The sequence below is a fragment of the Bacillus sp. C1 genome (genome assembly GCF_054570475.1).
The window spans coordinates 154,262-168,580 of the sequence record NZ_JBTMZT010000006.1; the positions used below are offsets into that span (position 1 = coordinate 154,262).

General features: G+C 38.0%; 9 protein-coding genes and 2 pseudogenes. 9 read left to right on the forward strand and 2 right to left on the reverse strand.

What is annotated here, in order from left to right; genetic code table 11:
• The first annotated feature begins 12 nt into the window (after positions 1–12).
• Together tnpB and ACX5JI_RS17880 are read left to right on the forward strand one after the other, a co-directional pair.
• Positions 13–84 (forward strand): IS66 family insertion sequence element accessory protein TnpB, encoded by a 72-nt coding sequence (gene tnpB, locus ACX5JI_RS17875; protein WP_459502428.1) that lies wholly within the window; start codon positions 13–15, stop codon positions 82–84.
• Positions 69–1,009 (forward strand): annotated as a pseudogene (locus ACX5JI_RS17880) (aldehyde dehydrogenase family protein); the annotation flags it as partial. The gene tnpB and the pseudogene ACX5JI_RS17880, both read left to right, overlap by 16 nt.
• Positions 1,010–1,692: 683 nt before the next feature.
• Here the strand turns inward: ACX5JI_RS17880 and ACX5JI_RS17885 are convergent.
• Positions 1,693–2,231, reverse strand: a pseudogene (locus tag ACX5JI_RS17885) (STM3941 family protein).
• 624 nt (positions 2,232–2,855) lie between these two features.
• Here ACX5JI_RS17885 and ACX5JI_RS17890 point away from each other — a divergent pair.
• The 7 genes from ACX5JI_RS17890 to ACX5JI_RS17920 all read left to right on the forward strand — a co-directional run bounded on the left by ACX5JI_RS17890 (position 2,856) and on the right by ACX5JI_RS17920 (position 12,952).
• A complete protein-coding gene (locus ACX5JI_RS17890) occupies positions 2,856–6,290 on the forward strand; it encodes a DUF4132 domain-containing protein (RefSeq protein ID WP_459502373.1) in 3,435 nt (1,144 codons plus the stop codon).
• A 15-nt stretch (positions 6,291–6,305) separates the two neighbouring features.
• Entirely contained in the window at positions 6,306–7,412 is a 1,107-nt protein-coding gene (locus ACX5JI_RS17895; protein WP_459502374.1) for an ATP-binding protein, read from the forward strand.
• Positions 7,373–9,679, forward strand: coding sequence for a DUF5682 family protein (locus tag ACX5JI_RS17900; protein WP_459502375.1), 2,307 nt, complete (start codon positions 7,373–7,375; stop codon positions 9,677–9,679). Before ACX5JI_RS17895 ends, ACX5JI_RS17900 begins: the two co-directional genes overlap by 40 nt.
• A complete protein-coding gene (locus ACX5JI_RS17905; RefSeq protein ID WP_459502376.1) occupies positions 9,669–10,775 on the forward strand; it encodes a VWA domain-containing protein in 1,107 nt (368 codons plus the stop codon). The genes ACX5JI_RS17900 and ACX5JI_RS17905 overlap by 11 nt, the downstream gene beginning before the upstream one ends.
• Positions 10,751–12,388: an SWIM zinc finger family protein gene (locus ACX5JI_RS17910; protein ID WP_459502377.1), complete on the forward strand. Its 1,638-nt coding sequence runs from the start codon at positions 10,751–10,753 to the stop codon at positions 12,386–12,388. The genes ACX5JI_RS17905 and ACX5JI_RS17910 overlap by 25 nt, the downstream gene beginning before the upstream one ends.
• Positions 12,360–12,638 carry a hypothetical protein gene (locus ACX5JI_RS17915; protein WP_459502378.1) on the forward strand — a complete coding sequence of 93 codons (279 nt, stop codon included), beginning with the start codon at positions 12,360–12,362 and terminating at the stop codon, positions 12,636–12,638. Before ACX5JI_RS17910 ends, ACX5JI_RS17915 begins: the two co-directional genes overlap by 29 nt.
• Positions 12,639–12,736: 98 nt before the next feature.
• A complete protein-coding gene (locus tag ACX5JI_RS17920) occupies positions 12,737–12,952 on the forward strand; it encodes a hypothetical protein (protein ID WP_459502379.1) in 216 nt (71 codons plus the stop codon).
• 381 nt (positions 12,953–13,333) lie between these two features.
• On the opposite strand, the gene ACX5JI_RS17925 is transcribed toward ACX5JI_RS17920, so the two are convergent.
• Complete coding sequence (locus tag ACX5JI_RS17925; protein WP_459502380.1) at positions 13,334–13,762, reverse strand: hypothetical protein; 429 nt, start codon at positions 13,760–13,762, stop codon at positions 13,334–13,336.
• Between the last annotated feature and the right edge of the window lie 557 nt (positions 13,763–14,319).

Genomic DNA, 14,319 nt, shown 5'->3' on the forward strand with positions numbered 1-14,319 from the left:
GATAAACTAAAAATTCTTGTTTGGGAACATAATGGTTTCTGGTTGCATTATCGTAGATTGGAAAAGGGAACGTTTCAGCTATAATTAACAAAATAATAAGTGAAACGTTTGATAAGCAATATATTCGTGTAATCGAAGGAGACAGAGAAACAACTTCTTTATTGATTCATGCACCATTTGACCATATCTTTTTTACTGGTAGCGTTCAAGTCGGAAAAATTGTCATGGAAGCTGCGGCGAAAAATCTTGTGCCAGTAACATTAGAACTTGGTGGGAAAGGACCAGCTATTGTCGATGAAACAGCTAACCTCGATATAGCAGCTAAACGTATTATCTGGGGAAAATTCATAAATGCTGGGCAATCCTGTATTGCACCTGATTATGTTATTGTACACAAATCTGTCAAAGGAAAATTGATTTCGAAAATGAAAGAAATCATCACAAGCTTTTATGGATCAGATGTATTAAAAAGCAATGATTACGGTCGAATTATTAATGAGAGACAATTCGATAGACTTATTTCTATATTAGAACAAGACCAAAATTATATAGTATTTGGTGGGAATTCATCTAGGTGTTATATATTGAACCAACACTTCTTGAAGTAAATTCATGGGATGCTGCAGCTATGAAAGAAGAAATTTTCGGACCGATTTTACCAATTATGGATTACAATGATTTAGATGAGGTCATTCATATGGTTAACAACCATCCAAAACCGTTAGCTTTGTATGTGTTTACTGAAAATAAAAATATTGAAAAACAGGTATTAGGATGAATTTCTTTTGGAGGAGGATGCGTCAACGATACAATGTCACATATGGCTAATCTCCATTTGCCTTTTGGTGGAGTAGGAAATGCAGGGTTCGGTGCCTATCATGGTAAACATAGTTTCGATGCTTTTACTCATCGTAAAAGCATTTTAAAGAGAAGTTCAAGGGTAGAGTTAGGGTTGGTATTTCCACCGTATAGAAACAAAATTAAAATTTTGCGAAAGATTTTTAAGTAATACGCGCTGTTAAACATTAATGTTGATATTAAAGAAGAAATAATAAAGGGAATCCAGTAGAATGGACTCCCTTTACCTTGTAACAACCTAATCTATTTGTTTAGCAATAGTTCTCCCTGTTTTAAACAAGACGGGGAGAAAAATTAGCAATGTTATAGCTACTGTTAATGTTGATAAGAGAAAAGTTTTTAACGTTAGTTCTTCAATTACGAAAAATTGATACAGAATCGTAGCATTGACGGGGATGTTTAATAAAACTCCAGTAATAAAACATATCTTCATAATAATCTTCCATCACGTTCCAATTTCGTTCATAAATAAACCTTAGTACCAAATAACATTTCTTGAACCTCTCACAACTAAAGACACGAGAGGTTCAAAACGTTTACTGTAGATATTAAATAAAGTTAAGATATTTATAAAAAAGAGTAGTAATTTTTCGAGAAGGGAATCATATATCGAATAGCAGAAAGAAAAGATACTAGATTTAAAGAAATAAAAACCATAATGTACCCGCTTTCTTTCATCACATGATTGCAAATCGATAAAGAATGCGAGGATAAATATACTCATTAATTAAAATTACTGTTATTTAATGGAAAGCAGAAGAACAAAATAAAAGAACATCTTTTTTATCAAGATGTTCTTTTTTCCTTATACTTAAATTAATTCTTTTATTATAACTATTTCGCTTCATCTTCAGGAATTAAAAAGCTTATATCATACTCATATAACTTCTCAAGTAATACTTCTCCATCGATTTTTAATAAATTCAAATGAATATTAAATGGTATAAATCCAGCGCGCTTATTAACTCGATACAGCCTTTTCCCTTTTGAAGGTATAGAGGCGATATATCGATCTTCAACATCATCTTCCATCACAATTCCTAAATATCTTTGTCCTTGGATTGCATAAGGTAAAACACCGTATACATCCTCCAAAGCAATTTTTACAGGATATTTTGGATTGTTAATAATTGTAATGTATTCTTGTTCTAAAATGATGGCTGGCTTTCTCGTAATCATTTTTTGGATAAATTTCCAAAGCGCAATTAGTACAACGAATGCAAGAGCTCCAAATAAAAGTCCAACTATGAAACTAGGCCCCTCAGATAAAAATGCATATATAGCAATAAAGAGGAACATTACTTCAACTACCAAAGTCAAAAAAATAATCCAACTACTTTTCTCTTTGATTCATAAATAGCATATTTTCTCATACGAATCCTCCCGCTCATATAAGTCTTCTCTGATTTTCTAACATATTAGTTGTCGCTATGCAGAACTAAAAGCAAAATGTCTATCTTGTTTAAAAAGAAAAATTTATGTTTTTTCAATTTAAATAGACGATTTATTTCGCCTAGGACTGCAACAGACATTCTAAAAGCGGCGATGTTTTAAATCTTCATCTGAAATACAAAAATATAACTCTCAACTTTCCGGTAAATCATTTTGTGTGTTTCTTCACTATGCAATTCTGCTGAATTCAATTGAGTGATAAAATGAAGGGGGATGCTCTTTATATGTAGGATATATAAAGAGTACGGGTAAATGAGGAGCTCTCTTCATTTTAAAAACTTATTATTCAAAAATTAGTACATATACATTATACCATAAAAACACTCATCACTTACTTTGTGTATCTCTATACCAAATCTTCAATGATTGTTTTAAGTAAATATAAAGGTTTTAAAAGAAACGTATGTTCGAGTTTGGATTGATATGATATACTAATAATGTAAATATATTCCTTGTTTTTTACGCCTGAAATTTCAGATATATGAGATGATGGGTATTGAATGATATAACGATGAATTTATAAAAGAACTAGGGAGGCAGAGAAGATGGCAGTCAGTACATATCAGTTGTTTCAACACCTTAATATAACAGGGGAACAAGAAGAATTAGCATTACGTTACTTACAGACGAGGGATGAAGAAGTTTTAAAGCATATAGAACAAACGACGATTCGCGAAAATAAGCGTAGTGATTTTGCTTGGCAGTTTATGAATGATTTTAGGAAAACGTATAAGCAAGATTCAGGTTATTTTCGGTTATTTTATCATTTACTTGAGGATCAACTGCTGAATGTTCTTCTCGTGCGTTTTTCATATATGAGTTTTCCAGATATAAAGGTTTATTTCGAAAAAAGCGGTCTTTCATTCGATAGACTTGTAGTATTTGCTTGTAAATATTTAACGAATCTTTCGCGTTCTGTAAATGAAGCGGATGTTTTTCTCAGACAATTAATAAGGGAGAATCCGAAGTATATAGAAGAACAGTTGCAAGTTATAACAGGTGAGCAAAAATTACTTTTGCTTCTAGTTATGTTAGATGCAGATTATGAGAGATTTCTTCCTTATCGTTCTTTACTGGAAGAAGAATTGCAAGAGCATGCGGAGTTTATACTGAAGCTAAGCGGAGCAGACGAGAAGGTTGAAGTAGCCCAAAGGTACGTTCGAGGTGAATCTGTTAGTAAGGTGTTTGCTGGTGGGTCTTTACCTGATTTTACTTGGCAGCAAATTTTTTGTTTGTATACGCATTCAGATGTTGCGAGAAGATATATGGAATTGTTAGTGAAATGCTCTGTTAAAGATTTTATGAATTATGCAATTTCTTATGTCAGCCATACTCTTGAACAGTCTGGGAATTACAAAAAAACAAAAAGTTTTTATGCACAATTATATGAAACAACTCGAGATTTGTGTGAGCAATTCGGTATTTCAGAGGAAAGATTTTTCGCATATCGCCTTGCGCAGCATCAGTTAGGCGTTGTTGATTTTGATCGCGTATATGAATACCAATTGTTGCTTCAAATGGTGGAAGAACAACCAGAGTTTGTGCAACGTACACTGCAATATTTAAGTCAAAGTCATTACCTTTTTGTATCAATGCTTTTAGCGGAAAAAGGGTACGAGTTACATAAAAATAGAGTACGTGAAGAGTTTTTAACAGTTGTCCTTCAAACGAAATCATCTGACATACGTGGGACATATCGTGACTATTTATTGGGAAATGTATCATTTGAGGATATGAAGCAACGGTTCGAAAGTTCGAAGTTTAGAAATAATTACTGGAGAATGCCGGTTTTAGAAATTGCATTACTTTGGGATATAGAGGAAGCGGCAAAGAGAGAAGCAGCTCTTACGCTTCAACTTGGGAGAAATTACAGCTATCACTATAGTTTATACGAACTTCTGCAGCGGTATGCTGCTATGCAGAACTCACCAGAACAGGTGCTAGAAGATCTGCTTTCCTACGGTGTATCGATGGAGAAGCTCGTTTCTTATTCCATTGAACAAGCTTTCGGGCATAGTGAGAAGCGGAATAAGGCAACGGAGACACTCGTTCGTTTGTTTGTAAAAGAACGAGCATATGTGCCAGAGACATTTACTGAGTATTCTGCGGATGAACGAATTTTCATTTTGGATGAGCTGGCAAAGAATGATGCAGTTAAAACGCGCGCGCTTCTCATTCAAAGTCTCGGAGATTCCTCTAAAAAAGTACGTGCTGCTGCAGTCGAATTTCTTACAAAAGATGTGGAAGCTGCAGAGGATGTAGCGAAGGAATTGAATAGTAGAAAGAAAGTCGTACGCGAAAATGTAATGCAAACACTTTTATACTATAAATCTGAAAAATATACACAGCTTGTGCAAGAAGCTTTGCAAGAAAAGAAAAATGCTTCCTTGATGGAGAAGTTTGCTCCGCTGCTTGGCGATGAAGACTTAGAAGGAGCATCAGGAAGTATCGAAGCTCTTTGCGCGCGTATTTTAACACCGCAAAAAAGAAACGCACTCGTGCAGTGGCTCGGATTTGAACCACAAATTCGTCTTCGTGATTCCGATGCAATTGCAGATGCAACGCTTCCGCTTGCTTATTTTCAGCAGTATGTATCGGAGTCTGTAATTGAGAAAAAGGAAGCGGCGGAAGCGATAGGTGCGGCTTTGAATGAACAAGATTTGAAAGAAAATATACAAGCGATCTATCAGCTGTGGATTTCTCAAGGGGCAGAGGCGAAAAAGCGCGGTATTCTTTCGATGTACGGCATTCATAGTGATGATGAAATGGCGCTGCTGCTCAAAAAGCAGATTGATGAGTGGGCTGTTGGCATGCGCGGAGCTATCGCTGCAGCAGCTGTTCAGGCGTTGGCGTTGTCTTCGTCATATCTTGCACTTATGACGATTAATACTATGGCATTCAAATATAAACATAAACAGGTGCGTAATGCTGCGAAAGAAGCGTTGAGTCTCGCTGCTAAAACACGCGGTATAACAGAAGAAGAACTAGAGGATCAGCTTGTTCCGGACCTTGGCTTTAATAAACGCGGTGAAAAGACAATTGATTACGGAAGTAGGACGTTTACTGCCTATTTAACGCCCAACCTGAAAATCGAGTTAAAAACAGAAGAAGGAAAACGAATAAAGTCGCTTCCGAAACCAAATGCAAAAGATTATGCGGAAAAAGCAGAAGAGGCTAAGGTGGAGTTATCGTCTATAAAGAAACAGCTTCGAAGCATCATTAGTATGCAAACACAGCGTCTTGAAATGGCACTTTCTCTTAATCGCTATTGGTCGCAAAATACATGGAAGTCTCTGTTTGTGGAAAATCCAATTATGCAGCAATTTGCTATCTCACTTATTTGGGGCGAGTATAAGGAAGGAAAGTTGCTTGCGATGTTCCGTTATATGGAGGACGGCACATTCAATACGATTGACGAAGAAGAGCATGAACTTACGACAGACACTGTTATCGGTCTGATCCATCCACTAGAATTGTCCGAAGAGGAACGGGAATTATGGAAGGAACAACTAGAAGATTATGAGGTTATCCAACCATTCCCGCAGATTGTTCGCGAAGTATTTCCGGCGGCGGAAGATGAGAAAGTAACTGTGGAAAGGTTTGGGGGCATTCAAATCAATGGTCGTTCGCTGTTTGGTAAGTTAACGAAGTACGGCTGGAATCGCGGATCGGTTGAAGACGCTGGTGTGTATTATTCTTTCTATAAAGAAGACGCTCGCACAGGATTAGGGGCGGAGCTTGCATTTGAAGGTGCACCTGTTGGATATGAAGAAGAGGACGATGTATGTTTATTTGAAATTCAATTTTATAAAGCAGGCACAGTGAGCCGCGGTTCATACTCCTATGACGAAGTTGATGATGCGAGACGCATTGTGCCAAAGCAAGTACCTGAACGATTTTTCAGCGAAATTTTATATGATATAAAACGGACGACAGAATCGAATCTCGGCCGTGATGAAAACTGGCGCAGTAAGCGATAAGAAAGGAAATGACATATGGAGTCTATTAAACCATTAATGGAAGAATTATATGAAATAGAATTGAATGCGTTAGAAGCGAATGATTCGTTTCCGAAACCAGCTAACTGGCGATTGTCACCACGTGCCGTCCGTACATTTATTATCGGACAAGAAAAGCCACTTCTTTTGGACGGAAAAGAAGTGGAAATTAGTCGTAAATTTTATGGTAATGATGCGCTGGTGGAACGAGCGATTGTTACATTAGCGGGAAATCGCGGACTTATGTTAATTGGAGAGCCAGGAACAGCAAAGACGATGCTGAGTGAGCTGCTTTCTGCTGCGATATGTAGAAATAGTCGCAATACGGTGCAAGGAACAGCCGCTACGATGGAAGACACGATCAAGTATTCGTGGAATTATGCGCTTCTTCTTGCGAAAGGACCCGTAAGAGAGGCGCTTGTGCCAGGACCACTTTTCGTTGGGATGGAACAAGGGATATTAACTAGGTTTGAAGAATTGACGCGCTGCCCGCAGGAAGTGCAAGATTCATTAATCAGTGTTCTGAGCGATAAGGTGCTGAATATTCCGGAGTTTGGAGAGCAAGGAATTCTTACAGCAAAGCCTGGATTCAATATTATTGCGACAGCTAACACACGCGATCGCGGTGTGAATGAAATGAGTAGTGCATTGAAGCGTCGTTTTAATTTTGAAACGGTGCATCCGATTAAGGATGTAAAGCTGGAAGCAAAAATAATAGAGTCACAAGTAACGCGTTTATTAGGAGCATCAGGCATCACACCGAAAGTGGATGAGACGGTCGTTCAACTGTTAGGGACTGTTTTTCATGAACTACGAGAAGGCATAACGGCTGAAGGAAAACGAATTGATCAGCCATCCTCTGTTATGAGTACTGCAGAAGCAGTATCTGTATATTATCAAAGTGCGATGGATGCGTACTATTATGGAAGTGGACAAGTAAAAATGGATACGCTTGTCCGATATTTATCAGGGACGATTGCGAAAGAAAACAAGGATGATTTAGAAAAGTTGCGCAGTTATTTTACAAGCATCGTTAAGGCGCGAGGTCAAGTAGGAGGAGAGGTATGGAAGTCGTTTTTCGAAGCTCGCAATCAGCTGAAGTAAATGCATTGTTTCAAAGAGCTTACAATTTAGAGCAAAGCGTCGTATACGTACCGATTCGCCATCATAGTCCTGCGTGCTCTTTTCATATACAAAAGATCGTTGAATTCTATAAACCAGATGCGATTCTTATAGAAGGACCGATAGATTGCAACCCTCTTATTCCGTATATTGTGAGTGAAGAGAGTGAGGCTCCGATTTGTATATATTGCAGTTATGATGATAAAGCGGATGTGCTTGAAAGAGGAGAAAGTGGAAAGTACCGAGCGTACTATCCCTTTCTCGACTATTCACCGGAACTTGTTGCGCTGCGGGAAGGAGCTGCACAAAGCATTCCTATTTCATTTATTGACCTTCCTTATAAAGAATATTTGTTTGCAACGAAAAATGAGGAAGAGCATGGGAAATATGACGAACAATATTTTCGGCATAGTCAATATGTTCGTATGCTTTCGGAAAAAACGGGGTGTCGAAATTTTCATGAATTTTGGGAGAAATATTTTGAATTCCAAGGTTTTCATATGACAAGTGAGGAGTTTGTCCGTCAGCTCTTTCATTATTGTTATTATACGCGCGCGGATTACACGCAGGAGATGTTGATCAAAGACGGATGTGCAGCCAGAGAGGTACACATGGCAAAGGAAATTGAAAAAGCGCGTAAAGTGTATGACAGGGTGCTCGTTATTACGGGAGGCTTTCATGTGAAAGGGCTTCTTGAATTGGAAGGAAAACAGAAAAAGCTGCCGAAAAGCCCGTTATCTAAAGCACATGCTAAAAACTATCTTATGCCGTATTCCTTTTTGGAAAGTGATCAGATGCGTGACTATGAGAGCGGTATGCCTGCACCTGCTTTTTACCAACATATTTGGGAGAACAGGGATGAATCGGTAGCTGAGCAATTTATGATACGAATTGCTAGACAGCTAAAGGCAGAAGGTATATCAATGGCAGATGAGATTGAGGCTGCGCGAATGATACGTGAACTTGCGTCGCTTCGGGGAAAGATGCAACCTGGATTGTATGAGTTGATGGATGCAGTCCGTAGTGCATTTGTGAAAGGGGAGATATCCTCGGTAGATAAGCCTTTAACGCTGCTTCAGACGAGTTTGCAAGGGACGAAGCGGGGGGAATTGTCAAAAGAAGCGGATGTGCCGCCGCTCGTACATGATTTTCGTGCGTCTGTTCGTTCGTTTCGTCTTCCAGCGCGTTCTACTGTACCACATGAGACAATTCTTGACATATATAAGAAAGAACGACACCAGCGTTTAAGTCAATTCTTTCATTGCCTCACTTTTTTAGGAGTTCCGTTTTGTGAGAAGTTGCGCGGTCCTAATCTTGCGAGAAAGCAGAACATCAATCTTATGCGCGAAACTTGGAAATATCGTTTTTCAGCACAAGTAGAAAGTGCTCTGATTGATTTATCGGTGTATGGCGGAACGGTGAGAGAAGCCGCGCAGGAAATGTTAAGAACAAAGCTGTATAAGGCGAAAGGGCGAGCTGGAGAGGTGGCCCTTTTATTACTAGAAGCCTACTTAAGTGGTTTATTTTCCGACTTTTCCATGTACACCCAATTTATAGATAAAGTCGTGCAAGAGGACGGAGATTTTGCTTCAATGGCAGATTGTGCTTACTATTTATCACAAATAGAAAAAGCAAATCAGCAAGCGGATTATGCTAGACATAAAGCACTTTCGTTATTTTCTGTTTTAGATGGAGGCGAACCAGCAATTATTGCGGAAAAGCTTATCGATTTATATACAATGCAGCCTGCAGATCAGCAATTTATTGAAGCGCTGGAACTTTATTTACAAAAGGAAAAACGGGAAAGCCAAGTAGAGGGAGTCGTATTTGGGCTGTTAACTTCCTTAGCGAAGCGGACGGTAGATGAGGTCATACAAGTGGCCGAAGGATATTTTTATGGAAGTGGCGATATGCAAAAACAAGCTTCGATATTTTTGAATGGTTTGTTTGCTGGCGCAAAAGACATTTTTTTATATAATGGATCACTGCTTGACGGGATGTCCCATGTTTTAGAAGTGCTTGATGAAGAGACATTTTTACAAGTGTTGCCGCATTTGCGCCTTTTGTTCAGCCAATTCACGCCGCTTGAGGTTGATACGATTGCTAGACAGGTTGCCGGGTTATATGGTGCCACAGAAGAAGTGTTAAAAGAAGAAGCAATTTCCGGAGAGGTGCTCGCGTATGCAATGCAGTTAGATCGGAAAGCACGGGAAATCTTAATGAGACGGGGGCTAGAAGATGGAGAATAACATTTCTTTAAATCGCTGGCGTCTTGTTCTTGGGAAATATGCGGATGACAAAATCACATTTCAGGAAGAAAACTATGCATATAAAGAAATGGATGAGGTGCTGGAGTTTTTGTACGAACGAGAACGTGGAGAAGAACGCGGTGGATCCTTAGATCCTTCTCAGTTAACGGTGCCAACTTGGATTTCGAAAGTGCGGGAGTTATTTCCACAAGAAACCATTGAAATTATGGAAAATCATGCGCTAGAAAAGTATGAATTAACGGCTCTATTGCAAGATAAGCAAACGCTTGAAAAAATGGAGCCGAATATGAATTTATTAAAATGCATTTTACAATTTAAAGATTATGTAAAACCAGATGTATTAGATACAGCTAAACGTATTGTGGCGAAAGTTGCTGAGGAGTTGCGGCGTAATTTAGAGCAAGAAGTGAAGCACGCTTTAAGCGGTAGACCAGATCGAAATCGCTCTAGCCGTGTGCGTACGATGAGCAACTTTGATTTTAAGAAAACGATTCGAAAGAATTTGAAGCATTTTGACAAGGAAACGAACACCATTCATATTGAAAAACCGTACTTTTATGCTGCGACGAAGCACGTTAGCCCATGGCGTGTAATTCTCGCAGTAGACGAGAGTGGAAGTATGCTTGATTCTGTTATTCATAGTGCAGTTATGGCTGGCATTTTTGCAAGCTTACCGGCGATTAAGACGGATTTGTTCATCTTTGATACAGAGGTTGTTGAATTAACGGATCGTATTGATGACCCAGTGGAAACGCTTATGAGTGTACAGCTTGGGGGAGGAACATATATTGCTCAGGCACTGCGCTACGCAACGAATAAAATCGAGATGCCTCATAAAACAATTGTCGTACTTGTAACGGATTTATATGAAGGCGGCAGTTACAATGAGATGTACCGAGAAGCGATGAAGATTGTAGAATCGGGGGCAAAGCTGATTGTACTTACTTCTCTTGATCCGACTGCACAGCCTTTTTATGATAAACAGGCAGCTCAAAAAATAGCGGCGCTCGGTGCTCATGTAGCGGCGCTAACACCAGGGAGGTTGGCACAGTGGATCGCAACAATCATTTCTTAAATGTTCTTTCCTCTATTGATGAGACATATTTAATTGCCATGTCTAACAAAGGAACATATAAGAGAGCAACGAAGGATTTGGCTGCCGTAACAAATGTCAACATGAACGTAGAAGAAGGGGCAGCGCAAATATATCTTGATGATGGAATTACTGTAACGTTTACGGGGGATATACGTAGTTACTCTTGCACGTGTGAAGCCCGTTCGATTTGTAAGCATGTCATTATGGCTCTATTAGAAGCAAAGAAGATGTATGAAGGTGAAGAGAACATAAAAGTTGATTTCTCTGCTCTTTTGAATGTGGACGTTCGCAATATTGTTTCCGAAAAAATGTGGGCTGAAATAATGTTCCGCGAAACATTTCAGCAAAAGTTTGTTTTAGAAGAAGAGGGTGCTTTAATTGCGTCCTTCCCAGAAGAGGATATAACGGTTCGCTTTCTGACAGCTGAATCGGTAGCGGATGCGATCTGTACGTGTAAAGCAGAGGGAATATGCCGGCATAAGGCGGAAGCGGTATATTGGTATCAAAAAGAGAAAGGAATCTCGCATGAAACGAAACAGATGCAATCTCTTAGCATTGCGACGGATAAGCTATCTATTTTCAAAGAGATGACCGAACAAATTGTTCACCTTGGATTAACGCGCCTTACCGAAAATACAATCTATGAAATAGAACAACTTTCTGTAAAAGTACGCTCTTTGAAACTAGCAAAGTTAGAAAATTTATTTCGTAAGCTCGGGGCCGATATTAGGCTATACCGGATGAAACATGCATCTTTTCAAATGACATCTTATCGGCAAACGCTGTCCGCGATTTATGAATACATTTTGTTGTTGGAGCGTCACCGTCTGCACGAGATTCCGTTTCGTTCGGAATATTATGAAGTTCCACCGCTTACTTTGCATGCTTTTGGTGCATCTGGCTGGCAAACGAAGTCTGGTTATGTTGGTGTGACGTATTATTTCTATAATCGAGAGCAGGAAAAGTGGATCACATACACGCAGTCGCGTCCGATGTTTTATGAAGGAAGCAACACAACTCCTGAAGAACTTCATGAAAGGCAAGCGCCGTGGGGGATTGCAGGAAAAGGATACGAACTGTCTCGTTCATCTTTTCGGTTGAAACAGGCAAAACTTAACGCCGATTTTCAATTGTCATCTAGCTCACAGACAGTAGGAGAAGTGGAAGGGAAAACGAATGTGGCAGAGTGGCAATATCTCTTTTTAACCTCATGGGAAGAACTATTAAAAAAAATAAAAGAGCAGAGGTTAGGTGCAAATAAACAAGGAGTCTTTTGTATTGAAGTGGCTGAAATTGGAGAATGGAAGTTTCAGAAGCAAGAACAAAAATGGATCCTACCTCTTATTGATAAGAATGGTAAAACATTGCAAATGCAAATGATGAAACGACCAGAAGATGAGCGGATGATTCGGCTTGTAAAAATATATTTGGACTCGTTGCATGTAAAGAAAATGTTAGTCTACCCTTATCAAGAAGGAACAAAGCTTGTTGTTACACCTGTCATTTTATATACAGAAGCAGGAGAGGTTATAAATATTACACTCAATGAAGGAGAAACGTTCTATGATAGAGTTAGTGCGCATAATCGATGAATTGGAACAAGCTTTAGATGAGATGCTTGTCTCAGGAGCAGGGACTGTACCTCCTTCTTTTTTTCAAGATATAAAACGAGAATGCGAAAAGTATGGTCTTTCTTATGCTGCCGCGCAGCTACTTGTCATAGAGGAAGAACGAAACAAGGCCCGCTTTCTTCATAAAGAAGAAACAGGTAAATTGACGGAAGCATTTTGCAAGTTGCAGGAATATATTCAAGTTGTAAAGGCTGAAATGCTACATTTATAAATATGTAATTGGGAATTTAGATAAGATAGAAGATGTTGTGGTGGATAGACCGCCACAGGAGAGATTTTAAATTAAAAACTTTAAAGGGGGATAAAGATGTGTCAGAAGAAAGAAAATTAGTTATTTTAAATGAAACTTTTAAGAAAGAGGGAGGTCAAGAGGAGATAGAAGGTTTGACGATTATGGTTGACGGTATTATAAAACAAGTTTTTGATAAAATAAAGTCTGATAGAGAATATGCAAGTTATAATGAAGTATTAAGAGATGTTATTTTTGAAGGAATAAATGGCATTATCAAAAATTCTGAAGTTTAGTTATATAAAAACTGCTAGTGAAGGAATAAAAATGATTACACTGCAAGAGTTTTTAAAAGAAAAGATAAATATATATTATGACAATGATAAGATCTAATGTTTCAAATAAGAAACATTAGATCTTTTTTTGATACAAAGAAATTGAAGGTAAGCATTAAACGCTAAGTACTTTGGTTCATGATAATAAATTTAGAGGTGTATGATGTACATGGAATTCGAGGAATTTAATTTATTCACCATCATATTAGTGGTGAAGGACAAGTAGTCGGAATACCCAAGCCTCGACATACTGACTATGAAGAAACTTTCTAAACACCTAATCAGTATTTATCGGAAGTCCTTTAGGATAAGAAACCTGTTGATTTGTCATAAAAACTATTATTAAGCCGTTGTAAACCAATATACGGCAAAATAACTTTCTTCTGTTTCCATAACAAAAAATTCATCATTCCATTCTGGTTCATAAGCATAAGCAATTCTGATTCCTTCAATAGGGAACTCGATAGGTTTAATAAGTGGGGCATATCTGTTTCTCAATTCTGTGAATTCTTCTTGGGATATTGTTTTCAGTTCTTCTTGTTCAGCCCTAAATTTTTTTTCAAATTCCCATATAGGCATATCTTCAACGTATTTTCCTTTATACCAAAACCAATGCGTATTTCTTCGTTCAATGAATTGGCATGTTGCTGCAAAATCCTCTAATGTTTTCATCGAGTCGTAACTTCTTTTTCCTTTCCTATGTTCAAAAACATATATTGTTTCTTCACCACAGCTTGATAATTCATCATCTTCTATTACAAAATATTTCATATGTAACATCTCCTAGCTTCTTGTTTTATCACGTATATTTTGTTGGGAGTTTCTTTTTTTTCTATGTAAAATTGTATATCCGTTTATTAGTCTAATACATTATTTCCATGCCATCTAATTGAATTCAATTGTGAAATACAGAAGCTTTAAGATCAATAGATAAAAAGATAAAAGATAAATTTTGAAAAAGAACTAATAATTTCTAAAAAAATGTTTGACGAGTATAATGAAGTCAATAAGTAAAAAAGAAAAGGGCAGTGTAGGAAAGAATTTCTTCGCCTGTCACGCGGTAGGTCGCAGGTTCGAATTCTTGCCGCTCCTTATGTTTTATAAACATAAGGAGAGTAGCTCAGTTTGGTAGAGCAACATATTGAGTCTTTCCGCCTATCTCCCAAATCTTTAAATATTATATACAACAGAAACAGTGTAGATAGCTTATGCTTCGCTTGCTAATATTAAATGCTATCGATCCGATCCTAATTGATGCGAGAAAGTCCGCACCGAATTCGTACTTTTCTTTGATTCATAACACTAAGGTAGGAGTTACTTCGTCACAT